The 18,919-nt window shown below is 69.5% G+C and carries 15 protein-coding genes; 9 read left to right on the top strand and 6 right to left on the bottom strand.

All coding sequences use genetic code 11. From position 1 onward, the window contains the following. Positions 1–67 precede the first annotated feature (67 nt). The 3 genes from ACFXN1_RS31275 to xylA form a co-directional block, all read right to left on the bottom strand. Positions 68–508 carry a hypothetical protein gene (locus ACFXN1_RS31275; protein ID WP_379445371.1) on the bottom strand — a complete coding sequence of 147 codons (441 nt, stop codon included), beginning with the start codon at positions 506–508 and terminating at the stop codon, positions 68–70. Between the two features lie 383 nt (positions 509–891). Then, positions 892–2,334, bottom strand: a complete 1,443-nt coding sequence (locus tag ACFXN1_RS31270; protein WP_379445372.1) for an FGGY family carbohydrate kinase — start codon at positions 2,332–2,334, stop codon at positions 892–894. A gap of 4 nt (positions 2,335–2,338) precedes the next feature. Then, entirely contained in the window at positions 2,339–3,520 is a 1,182-nt protein-coding gene (gene xylA / locus ACFXN1_RS31265; RefSeq protein ID WP_379445373.1) for a xylose isomerase, read from the bottom strand. A 62-nt stretch (positions 3,521–3,582) separates the two neighbouring features. On the opposite strand from xylA, the gene ACFXN1_RS31260 reads away from it, so the two are divergent. Next, positions 3,583–4,824, top strand: a complete 1,242-nt coding sequence (locus ACFXN1_RS31260; protein ID WP_379445375.1) for an ROK family protein — start codon at positions 3,583–3,585, stop codon at positions 4,822–4,824. Here the strand turns inward: ACFXN1_RS31260 and ACFXN1_RS31255 are convergent. Both ACFXN1_RS31255 and ACFXN1_RS31250 read right to left on the bottom strand, forming a co-directional pair. Continuing rightward, positions 4,821–5,576, bottom strand: a complete 756-nt coding sequence (locus ACFXN1_RS31255; RefSeq protein ID WP_379445376.1) for a thioesterase II family protein — start codon at positions 5,574–5,576, stop codon at positions 4,821–4,823. The genes ACFXN1_RS31260 and ACFXN1_RS31255 overlap by 4 nt on opposite strands. Before the next feature lie 76 nt (positions 5,577–5,652). Continuing rightward, positions 5,653–6,330, bottom strand: coding sequence for a TetR family transcriptional regulator (locus ACFXN1_RS31250; RefSeq protein WP_379401005.1), 678 nt, complete (start codon positions 6,328–6,330; stop codon positions 5,653–5,655). 73 nt (positions 6,331–6,403) lie between these two features. Between ACFXN1_RS31250 and ACFXN1_RS31245 the strand changes: the two genes are divergently transcribed. The 7 genes from ACFXN1_RS31245 to ACFXN1_RS31215 all read left to right on the top strand — a co-directional run bounded on the left by ACFXN1_RS31245 (position 6,404) and on the right by ACFXN1_RS31215 (position 17,279). After that, positions 6,404–7,993 carry a GMC oxidoreductase gene (locus ACFXN1_RS31245; RefSeq protein ID WP_379445377.1) on the top strand — a complete coding sequence of 530 codons (1,590 nt, stop codon included), beginning with the start codon at positions 6,404–6,406 and terminating at the stop codon, positions 7,991–7,993. Between the two features lie 200 nt (positions 7,994–8,193). After that, positions 8,194–10,050 (top strand): serine/threonine-protein kinase, encoded by a 1,857-nt coding sequence (locus ACFXN1_RS31240; protein WP_379445378.1) that lies wholly within the window; start codon positions 8,194–8,196, stop codon positions 10,048–10,050. A 54-nt stretch (positions 10,051–10,104) separates the two neighbouring features. Then, positions 10,105–10,842 (top strand): hypothetical protein, encoded by a 738-nt coding sequence (locus ACFXN1_RS31235; protein ID WP_379445379.1) that lies wholly within the window; start codon positions 10,105–10,107, stop codon positions 10,840–10,842. A gap of 18 nt (positions 10,843–10,860) precedes the next feature. Continuing rightward, the gene (locus ACFXN1_RS31230) at positions 10,861–12,693 is read left to right on the top strand and encodes a serine/threonine-protein kinase (RefSeq protein ID WP_379445380.1); all 1,833 of its coding nucleotides are present in this window, start codon (positions 10,861–10,863) and stop codon (positions 12,691–12,693) included. Beyond that, positions 12,690–14,822, top strand: a complete 2,133-nt coding sequence (locus tag ACFXN1_RS31225) for a hypothetical protein (protein ID WP_379445381.1) — start codon at positions 12,690–12,692, stop codon at positions 14,820–14,822. Before ACFXN1_RS31230 ends, ACFXN1_RS31225 begins: the two co-directional genes overlap by 4 nt. Before the next feature lie 134 nt (positions 14,823–14,956). Beyond that, positions 14,957–15,661: a response regulator transcription factor gene (locus ACFXN1_RS31220; protein WP_379445385.1), complete on the top strand. Its 705-nt coding sequence runs from the start codon at positions 14,957–14,959 to the stop codon at positions 15,659–15,661. 61 nt (positions 15,662–15,722) lie between these two features. Then, complete coding sequence (locus ACFXN1_RS31215; RefSeq protein ID WP_379445386.1) at positions 15,723–17,279, top strand: sensor histidine kinase; 1,557 nt, start codon at positions 15,723–15,725, stop codon at positions 17,277–17,279. A 34-nt stretch (positions 17,280–17,313) separates the two neighbouring features. Here the strand turns inward: ACFXN1_RS31215 and ACFXN1_RS31210 are convergent, their stop codons facing one another. Beyond that, positions 17,314–17,622, bottom strand: a complete 309-nt coding sequence (locus ACFXN1_RS31210; RefSeq protein ID WP_379445382.1) for a hypothetical protein — start codon at positions 17,620–17,622, stop codon at positions 17,314–17,316. A 146-nt stretch (positions 17,623–17,768) separates the two neighbouring features. On the opposite strand from ACFXN1_RS31210, the gene ACFXN1_RS31205 reads away from it, so the two are divergent. Next, positions 17,769–18,788: an asparagine synthase-related protein gene (locus ACFXN1_RS31205; protein ID WP_379445383.1), complete on the top strand. Its 1,020-nt coding sequence runs from the start codon at positions 17,769–17,771 to the stop codon at positions 18,786–18,788. The last annotated feature ends 131 nt before the right edge of the window (positions 18,789–18,919 follow it).

The raw sequence follows: 18,919 nt of genomic DNA, 5'->3' as shown, positions 1-18,919 counted from the left end.
CCCGAAAAGTCTGTACTCGGGGCTCGTCTCCGGGGTCCTGGCCGCCGGGTACCCGACGGTCGAGGAACTAACTTGGTGGATTGACCGTCACGGGGAATGACTTGATAGTCGCAAGGACAGGTCCCGGGTTGTTTATGTCCTCGAGCTCCATCGGCTCCACGAGCGCGTAGACATCGTTCTGTGGGGGAAAGTTGGTGACATTGGAGTTCCTGAGAATGGCCCGCTTCACCGTGTCGGTTTTGATGACTCTCACCGAGGAGATGGTGTCGTTCATCGAATCGCCGACGTAGGCGATGTCGCCGGTGTAGATCATCTCTGCGCCCTTGCAGTCGCCGTCCTTATAGGCAACAACCGAGATGCCTGGAGCCACTTTCAGCGAGGACACAACGTCGTTGCCGACGTGCCCTGTGCCGTCGCCGAGGTTGTAGGTGCCCTCCTCGAGAATCACGCTTGCGCCGCCATAGTCGCGGTCGGCGAACAGCTGAACCTTGCCAGATGATGGAGGCATAGCAAATCTCCCAACTAGTGGATGATCATCCGAGGGTGTTCACAACAACGTCTCCCAGCGACACCTGTGCTGGGTGGCTGTGCGGTTGCGACGCTGGTGGGTGCCTTGCGTGCCTGGTTCGATCTCGGTGTCGTACATGACCATACAGTTGTTAGCTAAAATGTTGCTGCCGTTTCGACTAAACGTTCAACCGGCGGCCCGCCCTCACTGCTGTCGGAGCCATTGGTTGATCGCAGCGATGTGGATGGTGGTCAGGTAACGGATGGCGAGTTTGTCGGCGCCTTGTCCGAGAAGGTCGATGCGGTATTCGGGGCGGCGATTGCTGCGGGTCCCGGAAAGCTATGTGCGCCAAGTGATCTGACAAACGGTGCCGAACCAGCGGATCACTGGTGTGAGCGTGCCGCTGCTTCCCGGTATCGGGCCAGCAAGTCCGGCGACGCGTCTGCGGTAAAGGTGCGGGTTGTGGCCAATGGCCAGGCAGGGGGCTGCGGGGCCGACGACATCACCCACGCGGCCTGGCGAGCGGCTCCTGCGGCGACGTATTCACCTGGAACGGGAACATCGACGGGCACCCCGAACACCGCCGGCGCGATGGCGCACACGGCTGCCGAGCGTGCACCGCCACCGGTCAGCGTGACCCGGTCGACGGGCACCGAACCACGACGGAACACGTCGGCAGCAGCGGCGGTCAGGCACAGCAGCGACTCCACCGCCGCCCGGGCGATATTCCCCCGGGTCATCGACTCCATCGTCATGCCGTACAAGGAGCCGGTGGCGTGGGGAAGATTCGGCGTCCGTTCGCCTTCCAGGTAGGGCACCTGCACCAGCCCGCCCGCGCCGGGTGCCGCCGCCAGCGCCAACGCCGACAGCTCGTCGAGATCCACGCCGAGGACGGTGGCAGTCGCCTCGAGGATCCTGGCGGCGTTGAGCGTGCACACCAGTGGAAGGAAACGACCGGTAGCGTCGGCGAAGCCCGCCACCGTGCCGGACGGGTCCCGGACCGGCGTGGTCGTGACGGCGGCGATCACGCCCGAGGTACCCAGCGAGAGCATCACCTCACCGGCGTGCAGTCCCAAACCCAGTGCTGCGCCGGCATTGTCGCCGCACCCGGGCCCGACGATCATCTCCGAACGGCCCAGCGCAGGGTCGGAGGTGCCCGCGGGCGCTGTCGGCGCCGAGACCGCCGGCAACACGATGCCCTGCGCGTGGGTCTGGCTGTACCGCAAGGCCATTGCCAGCAGCTCACGCCGGTAGACACCGGACACCGGATCGAAATAGCCGGTGCCCGATGCTTCGCTGCGGTCGGTGACCAGGTCGTCGAGCGACCTCGCACCGCACAACCGCCAGGTGAGCCAATCATGGGGCAACGCGATCGCCGCGATCCGGGCGGCGTTGGCGGGCTCGTGGTCGGCGAGCCAGCGCAGTTTCGTGATGGTCAGCGACGCGACCGGTGCGGTGCCGACCGCGTCGACCCAGCGCCGCACACCTGCGTCGTGATCGCCGTCGCCCATTTCGTGAACCAGGTCGCGTGCGGCAGCAGCGGATCGGGTGTCGTTCCACAGCAGCGCCGGGCGGATCACCGCGCCGCGGGCGTCCAGGCAGACGAGTCCGTGCTGCTGCCCGCCGACCGAGACCGCGGCCACGTCGTCGAGGCCGCCGGCCTGCTGTATCGCCGATTGCAGTGCCTGCCACCAATATTCGGGATCGACCTCGGTGCCGGGCGGGTGCGGGGCGGCACCCGAGCGCACCGGGCGGCCGCTGTCGGCGTCGCGGATGACAACCTTGCACGATTGGGTCGAGGAATCGACCCCAGCCACCAGTGTCATGGCCTCATCCGATCACATGCTCGACGGCGAGCTGGTGCAAGCGCACGAAACCGTAGTCGCGCGTCGCGGCGGTGTCGGGGTCGAACAGTTGGTCTCGCGCCGCCGCGAACGCCTGTACCGATTCCCCCGCGCCCAGCGTCGGCTGGGCGAGGTCGAACACTCCGGCGTGTGTCATCGCCTCCTGCACGCGAGGGTCGGCCCGGAACGCGCGGGCCTTGTCGGCCAGCATCAGGTACGTCGACATGTTCGCTCGTGCCGATTCCCACACCCCCGGCATGTGTTCGGTGCGTGAGGGTTTGTAGTCGAAGTGCCGGGCCCCGGTGTAGCGCGGGCCGTCGGGGTAGCCGGGGAACCCGTTCTCGAGCAGGTCCACGGTGAAGAACGCCGACATCAAATCGCCGTGGCCGAAGACCAGGTCCTGGTCGTATTTCGCGCCGCGCTGCCCGTTGAGGTCGATGTGGAACAGCTTGCCGCTCCACAACGCCTGCCCGATCGCGTGGGTGTAGTTGAGTCCCGCCATCTGCTCGTGGCCGGTCTCGGGATTGACCCCGACGAGATCGGCATGGTCGAGCTCCGCGATCAGCGCGAGGGCGTGTCCCACGGTCGGCAGCAGGATGTCGCCGCGCGGTTCGTTTGGTTTGGGCTCCAACGCGATGCGCAGGTCGTATCCCTGCGCCTTGATGTAGGCCGCGACGGTGTCGATGCCCTCCTTGTACCGTTCGAGCGCGGCGTAGAGGTCCTTGGATCCGTCGTATTCACTGCCCTCACGGCCGCCCCACATGACGAAGGTGGTGGCGTCGACCTGTCCGGCCAGATCGACCGCGTGCAGGATCTTCCGCAACGCGAAGCGGCGGACCGCCCGGTCGTTGGCGCACAGTCCGCCGTCCTTGAACACCGGATGGGTGAAGGTGTTGGTGGTGACCATCTCGATTGCCAGACCAGCGCGATCGGCCGCGTCCTTCACCCGGGCGACTCGCTGCCGCTGAGTGGCCTCGTCGGCGTCGAATGGGTAGATGTCGTTGTCGTGGAAGCTGATTGCCCACGCCCCGAGCTGGGCCAGCCCGTCGATGTAGTCCCACGGAGCCAGTGTCGGACGGGTCGCAGTACCGAACGGATCGATGCCGCTCCAGCCGACTGTCCACAGTCCGAACGAGAACCTGTCCTGCGGGGTGGGTTGGCGGGACATCGCACGATCCTCTCATTTGTTTATCCGATGAACTTAATTGTCGGGTGGGTTACGGTCAATCCGTGAATCGAGGTTCTTCGCTGGCCGGACGCACGGCGCCGACAAGTGCCCGCCAGACATCGCTCCGGGCGGCGAACTTGGCGTTGGTGCTGACCACGGTGCTGCGGAACCCTGCGGGTGTGTCGCGCGCGAGTATCGCCTCAGCAACCGGCATGACCCGAGCCACCGCGTCTCGCCTGGTCGACGAGCTGGTCGCCGGTGGCATCCTCGCCGAGCTGCCGCGCGCGGCCGCACCGAGCCGCGGGCGGCCGGCGACGCCGATCATCGCCGCAAGTCGCCTCATTGCCCTAGGGCTGCAGGTGGATACGAATCGTTTGACCGCTCGAGCAATCACGTTGTCCGGAGAGATCGCCGGCGAACGCAGCGAGATCGGCGACTGGCGAAACAGCCGACCCGCCGCCTGCTTGGCCCGACTCGGCGAGCTCAGCACAGAACTGATTACAGCGCTGACCGACGACGTGCGGATCGTCGGGGTCGGCTTGGCGCTGCCCGGGGTTGTGCGCGCCGACACCGCCACACTCATGACCGCACCGAATCTGGGGTGGCCCGAAGTGCGTCCCGAGGAGTTCATCGCTGCCGGGGCACGCGCCGGGTTGTCGGTGCGAGTCGGCAACGAGGCGGATCTGGCCGCCCGGGCAACGGCCGAATACGCTCCCGGCCGCCCAGGAGCGGTCCGAGACTTCTTCTACGTGTCCGGCGATACCGGTATCGGCGGGGCGGCGGTGATCGGCGGCAAGGTGATGGCCGGACCATACGGGGGCAGCGGCGAAATCGGGCATGTCACCGTCGATCCCGGCGGGGGTGCCTGCGCGTGTGGTTCCACGGGCTGTCTCGAGTTGTACGCCGGCAGGCAGGCCCTGGTTGCCGCCGCCGGATTGCCCACCGGCACCGGCATAGCCGAGCTCGCCGCTCACGCGGTCGCGGGGAACGCCGCAGTTCTGCACTCCCTCGAGCGTGCCGCGTGGGCCCTCGGTATCGCGCTGGCGGCGGCGATCAATATTCTCGGCATACCGGTCATCGTGCTCGGCGGGCATTTGGCAGCGCTGGCCGATTTCCTACTGCCCCCGCTCATCTCACACCTCCACAGCCGCGTGGTGGCGGCACGGTGGATTGCCCCGCGAGTCGAGGTTGCCCGACCGGATACGGCGCCCGGCGCAACCGGTGCCGCCTATCTGGCCTTGGAGGAACTGATCCACGACCCGGCAGGCTGGATCCCCGAGCGGGCAACCGACGGCACCGCCTAGCTCCGCAGCGCCGCCGAGCTGTGCCGGCGGATCAACTCGGCCACCGCTCGGCAATTCGCATCGATGAAGAAGTGACCGCCCGGAAACGATTGCGCGGCAAAGCTTCCGGAGGTGTGTGCGCTCCACGCCTGGATGTCCGCGAAACCCGCATCGGGGTCGCGGTCGCCGACCAGTGCGACGATGGGGGACTTGACCATCGCGTCCGTCGTGCACGCGTAGGTCTCGATGGCTCGGTAGTCGTTCCTGACGATCGACAGGATCAATTCCCGAAAGTCGGGATCCTCGAGCAATACCGCGGGCGTGCCGCCGATCCGGAGCAATTGTTCGCACAGTTCTCGATCGCCGAGCAGATGCACGCGCCCGGTTTGTGTCGCCGACGGAGCGCAGCGGCCGGAAGCGAACAGCACTGTCGCCGTTGCCCCTACCTCGTCCTCGAGCCGCCTGCACGCCTCGAAAGCCACGACGGATCCCATGCTGTGGCCGAACACGGAAAAATTCTCGGCATCCCCGACGGCCTCGATGACCTCGGGAAGCAAGCCGTCGACCAACCCTGAAATATCGCCCACGAGCCGTTCGTGCCTTCTGTCCTGCCGCCCCGGATATTGAACGGCGAGAACGTCGAACTCCGAACCGACGGACTCGGCCAATGGTCCGAAAGAGAGGGCGGATCCGCCGGCGTGGGGAAAGCAGACCAACTTGTGGGAGCCATTCCTCGGTGCAGGGGTCAGGTGACGCAGCCAGCTATTGCCCATAGGGTGGAGAGCCTTTCCTCGGATTCAACATCCGAACGGTACCGTGCAAAGGGCTCGAGCCGGGTGCGGGGGAGCGTCAGGGCTGTTGTGGCGCAGGGGAATCCGTAGGGGCGCGGCGGAACGGGGCGGCCACGTCGGGGCGCAGGGGGAGCGCGGTGGCCGATTCGCGGCGACGGAGGGCCTCGGTGGCCTCGGGCTCGTTGTTGGCCGTCAGGCGGTAGACGGCGCGTTCGAGGATCGGAAGGACTTCGGAGACCCGGAGGGTGCCGTCGGCGCATTGGCCGAGCAGGGAGAAGGTCATGTTGGAGAGGACGACGGCGATGTCCTCGAGGTAGCGGGGCTCGGCGCCGGCGAGCACGGCGGCGGCGATGGGGAGGACGGCGTCCAGGCCGTGATTGTCGAGGCGTTGGTTGGCCGGACCGATGCGGGCCCGATGGTAGGCCTCGAGCATGATCGGGTGGCGTTCCCAGGGGTCGAAGACGTGGCGGATGACGCGGAGCAGGCCGTCGCGGATGGATTCGCCGGGGGGCGGGGATTCCATCGGGATGTAGGTGTTGTCCTCCATCCAGGCTTCGATGGCGGAGACGAGCAATTCGTCGCGCGTGGGGAAGAGCTTGTAGATGGTGGTGAGCGAGACGCGGGCGCGGCGCGCGACTTCGCGCAGCTGGACGGCGTCGTAGCCGTCGGATTCGAGCAGGGTGCGGACCTCGAGCAGGATCCGTGCCCGTAATGCCTCTTCCGTCTCCTTGGCCATGCAGTTACAGTAACGCCGTTACTTGAGTAACCGGGTTACTCGCCGAGTCCGCACGAACCTTCCAAGGTGTCCAATGCCAGATATCTCGCGTCGCTCCCTGCTGTCCGGAGCAGCCGCCACCGCTGCTCTGCTCGCGACCGCGCCGGTCGCCCGCGCAGGAATCGCCGCCCGGGTCGAGCGGGTGCAGCTCACCCGTGAAGACCATCGCGTCATCGTCATCGGCTCGGGTTTCGGTGGCTGCATCACCGCCCTGCGCCTGGCCCAAGCCGGCGTCCAGGTGCTGCTGCTCGAGCGCGGACTGCGCTGGCCCACCGGGCCGAACGCGCAGACCTTCCCGCATGCCACCGCACCGGACAAGCGCATGCTGTGGCATCGCTCGAGTCCCGAATTATTCGGCAAGCCGGTGGCTTTCGACAAGTACACCGGACTCGTCGAGGCGGTGCCGGGGCAGAACATGACCGCCCTGTGCGCGGCGGGTCTGGGCGGTGGATCGCTTGTCTACCAGGGCATGTCGCTCCAGCCCACGGAGGCGGTCTTCAGCGCTCATTTCCCGGATGGGCTCGACTGGGCATCCCTGAATTCCGTCTACTACCCCCGAGTCGCCCGCATGCTCGGTCTGGCCGTGGCCCCCGACGAACTGATCAACACGCCGAACTACACCGCCGCAAGGGTTTTCGCCGATCACGTCCGCCGCGCCGGTCTGCCACTGTCGAAGATTCCCATGCCCATCGACTGGAACTTCGCACTCGCCGAACTCCGCGGCGAGATGGCCCCCTCCTACACCAACGGTGACGGGGCCATGGGCGTCAACAATGGCGGCAAGCACTCGGTCGACGTCACCTATATCGCCGCCGCCGAGGCCACCGGCCGCGTCACCGTCGAGACCCTGCACGAGGTCACCGACATCGAGCGCGCGCCGGATGGCCGCTGGGTCGTGCACGTGAACCGCACCGATACCGCGGGCACGGTGCTCGAGAACAAGATCCTCACGACCAATGCCCTGGTCATGGCCGCGGGCAGCCTCAATACCACCCGTCTGCTGGTGCGCGCGGGGGCGAAGGGCCAGATCCCCGATCTCCCTGACGATCTCGGCCGCGGGTGGGGCACCAATGCCGACCGCATCTACGTCTGGTCCGCTCCCACCGAGGAATTCGGCCCCGCCCAGGGCGGTCCGGTCGTCTACGGCAGCCTGAACTGGGACGACCCGGACACCGCGCACACCGTCATCCAGGCGTCCATTCCGCCGCTGTCGATGGACGCGCACAGCACCATGATGGTCGGCTATGGGCTCAGCACCGGCCGTGGCGAGTTCCGCTACGACTCGGCGACCGATGCCGCGACCCTGTACTGGCCCGCCGACGGCGATGCCGCCATCCAGGACAACCACATCGGCCCCGCGGTGCAACGCATCGCCGGACCGTCGAGCGTGCTGCTCGACACCAATCTCGCATTCCCCTCCACCTGGCATCCGCTGGGTGGCGCGAGCATGGGCCCGGTGTGCGACCTGGACGGCCGCGTCCACGGCCAACCCGGCCTGTACGTCCTCGACGGCGCGCTCATGCCCGGCAACACCGCCGCCTGCAACCCGTCGATGACCATCGCGGCCCTGGCCGAACGCGCCCTGGACAACTTGGTGGCCACCGATGTGGGGCAAGCGATTTGACCTCGCCTACGGACGCGCCGTACCGACCTCGGCTTGATTTCCTGCGGTCCGCACGCAGATTGCGGCGACACCGCAGGTCTGCTGGCAATCCTGGCGTGGCGTTTTCGGGTTGGTGTTAGATTTCGATCGGACTCCGGGTGGCGTTCGAAAGTGCTGGCGACGTGGCGTTTTCGGCGGGCGACGGGGGTGGAGCCGGGGAGATGCCAGTGATCGAGCCGCTGGGGGCGGGCGAGCCGGGGGTGATCGGGCGGTATCGGCTGCTCGGGGTACTCGGCAAGGGCGGCATGGGCCGGGTGCTGCTGGGAATCGGGCCGGACGGACGGTTCGTGGCCATCAAGCAGATTCATCCGGATCTGCTCGAGAATCCGGAGTATCGGGAGAGATTCGCGAACGAGGTGCGGATCTCCGCCCGCGTGTCGGGGGCGTTCGCGGCCGCGGTGATCGACTTCTCGACGGCGGGGGAGTCACCCTGGCTGGCCTCGGTGTTCATTCCGGGAATCGGGCTGGACCGGGCGGTCGCCGAGTTCGGCCCGCTGCCGGTGTCCGCATTGCGGGTGCTGGCCTCGGGCCTCGCCTCGGCCCTGTACTCGATTCACGGCGCGGGACTGGTGCATCGGGATCTGAAGCCCGCCAATGTGATTCTGGCCGCGGACGGTCCGCGCGTCATCGACTTCGGGATCGCGCAGATCGTCGGCGCGGCCGGTCAGCTCACCCAGGCGGGAGTGGTCGGCAGCTTCTCCTACATGTCCCCGGAGCAGGCGCGCGAACAGCAGGTGACCCCGGCCAGCGATGTCTTCTCGCTCGGCACGCTGCTGTATTTCGCTGCCACCGGGGCGAATCCGTTCACCGCCGAACTGCCCGCGCAGATCCTGCTCAATGTCGTGCACGGCGAACCGAAGCTGGGCCGGGTGCCGGCGGAACTGCGGACCCTGGTCGGCGGCTGCCTGCGCAAAGCCCCGGCGGCCCGGCCCACGCCGGCCCAGATCCTGGATCACCTGGGCGCGCAATCGGTGCGCTCGCAGCCCTGGCCGCCGCTGATCCACCGGGCGATCGAGGAGCAGAACCAGCGCCTGGCCGTCTACCGCGCCGACCCCGACGCCACCCAGGTGATCCTGCCCGGCGAGCCGGCCGCGAGTCCCGCCGCTCGCACGCGGCCGCGATGGCCGATCGCCGTGGCCGCATCGGTGCTCGTCATTGCCGCAATCGCCGTTCTCGCGGTCGTTCTGGCCCACCGTGGCGGCCCCGCCCCGCCGGCCGTCATGCCGTCCCTCGCCGACCTCCGTGCCACCGACACCTGCGGCTGGCTGAAGCAGGCGCTGGGTCCGACCCTGCCCGCGAATGCCGTTGCCACCCGCGGCACCCGCGACCTCGCCGCCTGGCACTGGTCCCCGACCGAGTCCTGGGGCTGCACCGGCACGTTCGCCGCCGACGAGATCACCGTCGAGATCGGCGCGAGCGTCGACAGATACGTGGCCAGCGGCCGGAACCCGCACGGATTCACGCTGATTCGCCGCGGCGCCGAGTGCGATTTCGCGGTGAGCAATGGCGATGCGGCCCAGCCGTGGGGCATTACGGTGGTCACCCCGGGTAGTGGCGCATGCCCGCTGGCCGAGCTCGCCGTCGACCGCCTCACCGCCACCATCGGCCACCGCCCCCGCGACCCGGACGCGGCCCGTTCGCTGTCGGGTGTGGATCCCTGTGCCCTGCTGACGGATTCGGAGGTCGCCGCGATCGGCTCGGCCGGACCCGCGGTGCCGCTGGCCCACTCCTGCGAATGGCGTGGCACGACCAGCGTCACCCTGCAGCTGGAGCTGCCCCGTCGGGCCGATGTGGTGACCCGCGCTGCCATCGATCTCGGCAATGGCGTGGTCCTCGAACAGCCCAGTAACTTCGACTCCGCCATGCACTGCGTGCGCCTGTACCGCTTCCGTCCGATCAACGAAACCTATGTGGAAACGGTGACCGCCCTGGTGATTTCGGACCGACAGGACGGTTCCCAGTGTCGGGCCGCGATCTCGCTGCTCAGCACCGCGATTACCCGCTTGCCCAAGCGGTAGCGGACGCCCACCATGGTGTGGGGTCCGCGCGTTTCGGGAGGAGGTGCGGGGGACGTGGGCGCTCGATCCCGCCTGCTGGCGGTGCTGTCGGCCGGCGTGCTCGGAGTGACCGCCTGTGCGCACGCCGTGTCGGCCCCGGATCACGGGGCGTATCCGACCACCCGTGCGCTCGCCGGCTACGACGACCGGGCCAGTGTTGCGCGCGGAATCCTGGTGGAGTCCTTGCGGATCGGGGAGCGGCTGGTCTACGCCCAGCAGATCGAATCGGATCTGTCCTACGGCCGTGGCGGCGGGGTGTTCGTGGACCACACCGGAACCGCGGGGCCGCTCTCGCCCGCCGCGCGCTCGGCACTGCAGCCGTTCGACGTGCTGGGCGGTTTCAGCGCGGGCGCCGGGAACTCCACCCGATCCGCGGCGCAGGACAGCAAATCGCTCACGATCACCGTGCTGGCCCTGCCCAGCGAGCAGCTCGCCGCCTCCGCAGCCGCGGCCATGGCGGCCGCCGACCGCGCCGCCCACACCGCGAGCGTGCCGCTCACCGTGCCGGGAGTGCCTGCGGCGCAGGCGTATCGGCAGACCGGAATAGCCACCGCCGCCAGCTGGCTCGCCTCGAAGTCCCTGATCATCGTGACGTACGCCAGGTTCGACGACGCCTCGGCCGATCAGCTCGCCGACCTGCTGGCCCGCACCGACCGACACGGCGCGTTCGTGGCCCGCGTCGACAGCAATCAGGACACCGATGTCCGCCGCCTGGCCGCCGCGCAGGCGTCCCTGCTGGCGCAGGACGGATGAGATCGGGAGGTGGGGACGATGAAACCTCGCGGTCGGCATGTTCCGAAACGGCTGGGCCGCTATCAGATGCTGGCGGTCATCGGCCTGGGCGCGATGGGGGAGGTGCTGCTCGGGTGCGGACCGGACGGACGGCTGGTGGCGCTCAAGCTGATTCATCGCGAACTGGCCGGCGACGCCACCTTCCACGCCCGGTTCCTGCGCGAGATCGAGGCCTCCCAGCGGGTCACCGGGGCCTACACCGCGGGCGTCGCCGGATACGACATCGACGGCGAAAGACCCTGGCTGGCCACCGAATTCATTCCGGGACCGACTCTGCAGGACATTCTCGACCACTGCGGTGGGCTGCCGGTCGCCGGCCTCAAACTGCTCGCCGTCGGCCTGGCCTCGGCCCTCATCGAGATCCATCGCGCCGGCCTGGTGCACCGGGACCTCAAACCCGGCAATGTCCTGCTCACCGTGGAGGGTCCGCGCGTCATCGACTTCGGGATCGCGCTGGCGCTCGGGTCGGACGCAGTGCTCACCCTGGCCGGGGTGCGGATCGGCTCACCCGCGTACATGTCCCCGGAGCAGGCCGCGGGGGACACACTCACCCCCGCCTCGGATGTGTTCTCCCTGGGCTCGGTGCTCGCCACCGCCGCGACCGGCGCCATCCCGTTCGGCGCGGCGGGACCGCTGCACGGCTGGGCGGATCTGACGGCCGTGCCCGCGGCCGTGCGCGGCCTGGTCGCCGCCTGCCTGGCGACCGAGCCCGCCCGGCGGCCCGCACCCGAGGAAATTCTGGATGCGGCCGAACGAATTCCGGGTGACCCGGTCTGGCCGGGCCCGGTGCGTCGCCGGATCGAGGAATACCGGGCCGAGTCGGTCCGCTGGGCGGACGGCCAGACGGAACCCGACAGTCCCCGATCCCGGTTCGGCACAGCCCGCAACGCTGCGCTGTGCGCCGCGGCCGCTGCGGCGGTGGCGGTTTCGGTAGGCGCGCTGTTCGACGCCGGGGTGCCCGGCCATCCGGTGGCACCGGACGACCCGCCGTTGGCGCTGACGGACCGCGAGACCCGCAGCCTGGACGTGTGCGCTCTGCTGGGTCCCTCGGTCATGCGGCAATTCGGTGTCTACCTCGACGAGTTGACCCCTGATGGCGCGATGAACTGCACGACCGCCCTGGCCGACAACACCGGCCGCCGCGTCGAATACACCCTGGGCCTGGCGACCCCCGCCGCCACGATCCGGGCCGACGACGCGCCCACCGGCGACACCATCGCCTGGATGCCGGTGCTCGGCCCGCCCGCCCCTGCCACGTCGTGCGACCGCTACGTGCTCACCCAGAGCGGCCTGCCCCTCGCAATCGGCCTGCGCGCCAGGGTGTCCGACGGCGACGCCTGCGCCCCGGCCGGCCAGGCCCTGCGGGCGATGGTGCGCCGGCTGACCTTGAATCCGCCGCTCCGATCACAGCCCGACGCCTCGCTGCTGAGCCTGGACCCCTGCGCCCTGTACGAGGGCGATGCGTCCGCGCCGGGCGTCGGCGATCCCGGGGCCCCGATGGTCTCCGGCCCGCACGGCTGCGAAGTCTCCGGCCGCGACGGCGATTTCGACGTGGTCTTCGACGACCGCCTGCGCCCGGCCTGGTCGGGCGCCCGCCTGCACGGCTTCCGCACCGTCGACAGCCGCAAGGCCTGGACCCTCGAACACGGTCCCCGCCGCTGCTCCTACGTGGTGATGGTGCAGCCGTCCAGCGGCAAGAACGCCGAAATCGTGTCCATCAGCTACGTGTCGCGGCACGCCACCGATAGGGACGCGTGCGAATACGCCGACGCGCTCGCGGTGCCGATCCTGAAGAAGCTGCCACGCCTATGACCATCGGGCCACTGGCGGCGGACGATCCGGAGCGCATCGGGCGATACCGGCTGCTCGGCGTCCTCGCGGACGAGCCGGGAACACGATCCTTCCTCGGCATCGACCTGGACCGGCGGGCCTACGTAGTCCGCCAGTTCGCCCCACCCCTGGTGACGGAACCAGAGTTCCGAGCCCGATTGCGGCACAGCGCAGTAGCGGCCATGCGTATCACGGGCTCGGGAAACACCATCGTCGTGGACGTCGGCGCAGATGACGAAGACCCGTGGCGCGCCGCCCTGTTCGTACCCTCGGTACCGCTGGACCGAGTGATCGCCGACCACGGCCCACTGCCCGAGCCCGCTCTCCGGGCCCTGGCGGCCGGCCTCGCCACCGCCCTCCGCGCCGTCCACGCCGCCGGATTCGCCCACGGCCGAGTGGGTCTCGACACCGTGGCCCTCACCCGGGACGGGGTGCGTCTGGCCGAAATCACCATCCCGCCACCCGGCGGTGAGCGAACGAGCGCGGACTGTTCAGCGCCGGAAGAGAACACGGAGACCGATCCCGTATGGTCGATGGGCTGTCGCGCGCCGGACCAGAGCCGGAGCGCGGAGCCAACCTCGGCGACGGGCTGCCCGACGCCGACGGAACAGGACGCGAGTGTCGCGCCCGCGCTGTCGATGGACTGCTCTGCGCCGGAACAGGACACGTGGGCCCGACCCGCACCGGGGGTGGACTGTCATGTGCCGGAACGGGACACGTGTGGTGAACCCACGCCGGCGGCGGACATCTACGCGGTCGGCGTCGTTCTCGCCTGCGCGGCTTCGGGGTCTGTCCAGCTCGGGCATCGGAGCGTCAGCCCGGAATCGCGCCGGTCACCTGATGGCCGAGAACCGTTGGCGGCATGCGATGGTCCGGATCTGTCCGGGGTCCCGGACTCGATGCGGGAGCTGACTGCTGCCTGCCTTCGCGGGGACCCGGCCGCTCGCCATACTCCCGCGCAGCTTCTGGGTCTGCTCGGCGCGATGCCCGCTGAACCGCCCTGGTCGGCCTCGATTCTCGATGCGGTCGACGCGCAGGCTCGGGAGGTGCTGGATCGGGTGGCGGCCGCGCCGCCGGTCATGGGTGCCGAGGCCGAGCGCAGGGTGCAGTCGCGGATGCCGGAAGCGGCGAGTCGCACCACCCAATTCGGCAGCCGCACCGTCGAATCGGTGCGTCGGCGAGCGCGGCAGAGCACCCTGCTGCTGCGCTGGGGCTCTGGTATCGCGGTGGCTGCGCTGGTTCTGGCGGTCGGTGCGTTTGCGCTCACCACGCACGACGAGCAGCGCCGGACGACTGTCAAACCATCTGTGGTGACCGGACTTTCGCTGGATCAGCTGCGCCGGATCGACGCCTGCGCCTGGCTCGGCACGGCGCTGGGTGACGCGGTCCCGGTGGCACCGGCCGCACTGCCGAAGGCATCCTGGAAGCTGACCGGCACGTCGAGCTGGGGCTGCCGGGCGACCTCCGACGGATATCAGCTGGAGCTGGATATCGGCGTGTACCTGACCGGTTTCACCCCCGAGCAGACCATGGTCGACGGGATCACGCTGCGGCACAGTGTCGCGGGACGTTGTGCCCGCGCGATCGCCGCAGCCGGGACCGACAGCGCCTCGGGCATCACCATCGAACTCAGCCCTCCCGCGACCGTAAAGGACTGTGCCGGAATCGACTACGTCGCCGCCAATGTCGCACGCACCCTGACCGACGCGCCGATCGCGTCCCGGCCGGGCACCACGCTGGCCCTGCTCGCCCCCTGTGAACTGCTCACCCGCGAGGTCGTCACCAAGGCGATCGGCCCGACTCCCGCGCAGCCCTCGGTCGCGGACGCGCACACCTGCGTGTGGGATGGCGGCGTCGAATTGACCGTCCGCCTGGCCGCCTCCGGCATCGACCTCACGGGCTCGGGTCGAACCATCGTCGTCGATGGCGTCCGCATGTATCTCGACACCGGCGATTCCCTCGATACCTGCTCGCGTGCCTACCCGGACCCGATCAGCGGATCGGAGACCGTCTCGGTGCTGGTCGCCTTCACCGACGGCACCCGCGCCATGAACTGCCCCATCGCCGAGGCCATGCTGCGGGTGGTCGTCGGCGGCCTGCCCGAACGCTGACCCGGCTTGCACAGCCGGCGCACAGGTCTCACAGCTGACCCATAGCTTCGGTACAGCTTCGGCCCAGTGATCTCCCCGACGCTGTAACAATGTCAGTTCTGACCTCGGGAAACACCCCGATCGAGCGCTCCGCCATGCGTCGTGCCGACGGCAGTCCCGTCAGCGTGCTCGTGGTGGACGACGAACCGGCGCTGGCCGAATTGCTCGCCCTGGCCCTGCGTTACGAGGGCTGGACCGTCGGCACCGCGGGGGATGGGCGCGCGGCCGTCGCCAGGGCGCGCGAACTGCGACCCGATGTGGTCGTGCTCGATGTGATGCTGCCCGATATGACCGGTCTCGAGGTGCTCGACCGGCTGCGCTACCTGCTCCCGGATCTGCCGGTCCTGCTGCTGACCGCCAAGGATTCGGTCGAGGACCGGATCGCCGGCTTCACCGCGGGCGGCGACGACTACGTCACCAAGCCCTTCAGCATCGACGAGGTGGTGCTGCGGCTGCGGGCGCTGCTGCGGCGCGCGGGCATCGCGACCGAGGACAGCGGCTCGCGGCTGGTGGTCGGCGATCTGACGCTCGACGAGGACAGTCACGAGGTCACCCGCGACGGCGTCGACATTGCGCTGACCTCAACGGAATTCGAGCTGCTGCGGCTGTTCATGCGCAATCCCCGCCGGGTACTGAGCAAGGCGCAGATCCTGGACCGGGTCTGGAGCTACGACTTCGGCGGCCGCTCCAGCATCGTCGAACTGTATGTCTCCTATCTGCGTAAGAAGATCGACAGCGGCCGCGCGCCGATGATCCACACGCTGCGAGGTGCGGGCTATGTCCTCAAGCCGGCTCAGTGAGTCCACGCAGGAGCTCGGCGAGTCCGAGCTCGGTCCCTCCACCAACGAGCGGGGTGAGTCCATGAATCGACGCGATGAGCCCGTGAACGAGCTCCCCGTACCCTCTGGCCGGCCCGCCGAGCCGAGGCCCCGCCGCCGCTGGTCGCTGCGAAGGCGGCTGCTGGTCGGACAGGTGGTGCTGCTGGTGGCCGTGGTCGCGGGCATCGGCATCGCGACCGAGCTTGCGCTGCAACAGTTCCTGGTGCACCAGGTGGACGTCGACCTCACCCAGACGACAGAGCATGCCCTCGGCGACGTGGGTGGCGGTCCCAGCCTCGGCCCGCCGCCGGACCAGCACAATGCCCCCGGCCCGCCGCCCTCGACAGGCGAGTCGTCCGGTCCGGGACCGGAATTCCTGAATCGCCGCAGCATCCAACCGGATACGGTCGGCGCGCTCGTGGACCGCGACCACTCGATGAGCGCGGGCCGTGTCGGCAACGACGGCGTGCAGTCCGCCCTGTCGGAGTCGGCCCGCAAGCAGCTGGCCGCCGTCACTCCCGATAAGCCCGTCTCGATGGATATCGAGGGCCAGGGCCACTATCGTGTGCTCGCCGAGACCACCTGGTCGGGCAAGACGGTGATCATCGGTCTGCCGCTGGACTCGGTCGACGCCACCCTCATGCGGGTGCTCCTGATCCTGCTGATCGCCACCGCCGTGGTCCTGGTGGTGGCGACCTCCGCGGGCATCTGGCTCATCCGGCGCGCCCTGACCCCGCTGGATCGGGTCGCCGCCACCGCCGCGCGGGTCGCGGACCTGCGGCTGGATCGCGGGGAAGTGACACTGCCCGTGCGGGTTCCGGTCGCCGACGCCGACGCCCGCACCGAGGTCGGCCAGCTCGGCGTGGCCATCAATCGCATGCTCGACCACATCGCGGGCGCGCTGGAGGCCCGGCACGCCAGCGAGACCCGGATCCGGCGGTTCCTGGCCGACGCCAGCCACGAACTGCGCACCCCGCTGTCCTCCATCCGCGGCTACGCGGAACTGGCGCTGCGGGAACGGGATACGCTGCCGCCGGTGGTCGCGCACGCCATGAGCCGCGTCGACTCCGAGTCCCGGCGCATGACCACCCTGGTGGAGGACATGCTGCTGCTGGCCCGCCTGGACGCCGGGCGCGGGATCGAGCACACGCCGGTGGATCTGACCCGGCTCACCGTGGACGCGGTCAGCGACGCCCACATCGCCGGACCGGATCTGCAGTGGGCGCTGGAACTACCGCCCGAGCCGATCGTGGTCACCGGCGACACGGCCCGCCTGCACCAGGTGCTGGCCAACCTGCTCGCCAATGCGCGCGTGCACACCGGACCCGGCACCCGGGTCACCACCGCCCTGGCCGAGGACGGCCGGGGCGGGGCGATCTGGCGGGTCACCGACGATGGACCGGGCATCCCCACGGAATTGCAGCCGGAGGTCTTCGAACGCTTCGCGCGCGGTGATTCGTCGCGCTCGCGACGCGCCGGCAGCACCGGGCTCGGCCTGTCCATCGTGGCGGCGGTGGTGAAGGCGCACGGCGGCGCCATCGACGTCGAAAGCCGTCCCGGCCGCACCGAATTCACCGTGCGCCTGCCCGCCGCGGGCTGAGCGCACGGCGGCGGTCAGCCCGCAGCGGTGACGGTCAGCCGAAGGAGCCGGTCGGCGGCTGCGGCTGGGCCTGCGGCTGATCCGGGCCGCGATCCTGGTCGCCCGGCCGGTCGTGCCGATCCTGGTCGCCGGGGCGGTCGTGGCGGTCCTGATTGTCGCCGCCGCGATCGTGATTCCAATCGGGGTCGGCGATCTGGCTGACCACCGGAATCCCGGAGTCGGTGGTGGCGGCCGAGGCGGGGATGGCCAGCGCGGCCACCGGCAGCGCGGCGAGCGCACCGGCCACGGCGATGCGGGCGGTCACGCGGCGCAGGCGGGACGGGGGCACAGACGAGGATTTCAACGCGCAGAACCTTTCTCGGAGGGACGGCGGGCCGACCGGCCTGCCGTGACTCCTATCCAAAAGCCCCTACGTGGGCGGGCCATGGGTCCGACCTATGTGCCAGCTGGGAATCCGAGCCGGTGCCGCGCCACAGTAGGCTGAGCCGCGTGGGACGACCGGACGCAGCACACACCGCCCCCGCCGCCCAGAGCGGCGCACCCATGCAATTCGTCGCGGACCTGCGCGATATCGCCACCCCCGACCCGAATTCACGCCGTCTCACCGATCCCGGGCACGCCGCCGAACTGGTGGCGGCCGAGACCCGGGACCGGCTGCGCGCGGTATTCGCGGCCATGCCCGCCGACCCGGTCATCCTGCTGTCCGGCGGCGTCGACTCGATCTTCCTGGCCGCCACCGCCGTCGCCCTGGGCCGGCGCCCGCACGCCCTCACCGTGCTGACCGCCGACGGCACCGACCGCGCCAACGCCACGGCCGCCGCCACCGCTCTCGGCCTGCCGCACGACATCGTCGAACTGGACGGCCCCGCCGTCGCGGCATTGGCGCGGGAATCGCTGGAACGCCTGAAAGTGCCCGAGCTGTGGGAGGTTTCGTACGCCGTCCCGATGCTCGCCATCCAGCCGGTCCTGGACCGCCTCGGCGTCACCGGCCCGATCCTGACCGGCAGCGGCGCGGACGCCATCTTCGCGGGCGGCAAAACCCTTGCGCACCCGATCGATTCACCCGAGGCCACCGCGGAACTCGACCGCATCACCCGCACGGAATCCGCCCACAACTTCACCGTCGACCGGCTCGTCCCGGACTTCTATCCCCGCATCCTGGGCGACCGCGCCGACCATATCATGCACGTCTTCCAAACCGTCCGCTTCTGGGAACTCGCCCAAACCCTCGCGCCCCCAGCACTGTTCGGCCTGCACGACGGAGCCCCCGCCGACAAGCTGTGCGTCCGCATCGCCTGCGAGCGGCTGCTGCCCGAATCGGCCCGCTCCCTGGCGTGGGCCGAGAAGTCCGCCATCCAGCGGTCGGCAGGCATCATGGGTGCGCTGGCCGAGGCCGCCCGTGCGTACACCGCCGACCTCCCCGGCGCGCGCACCTACTCCGATCCCGGCACCGAGCCCTTCGACGCCGTTGCCACCCGCCTCTACCTCGCGCTTCTCCTGCGCGACTAGGTTCTGTCTCGCAGTGGGGGGGGGGGGGGTGGGGGGGGGGGGGGGCCCCCCCCGCCGGGCGGGGGCGGGGGGGCACCTACGAGGGGGCGGGACCCCCACCGGATGCTTTGCACCGCGCAGCCCCAGCACAC

This window comes from Nocardia sp. NPDC059154 (assembly GCF_042755705.1).
Classification (GTDB): Bacteria; Actinomycetota; Actinomycetes; order Mycobacteriales; family Mycobacteriaceae; genus Nocardia.
Note: the sequence above shows the minus strand (reverse complement) of the source record. Positions and strands in the feature narration are given on the sequence as shown.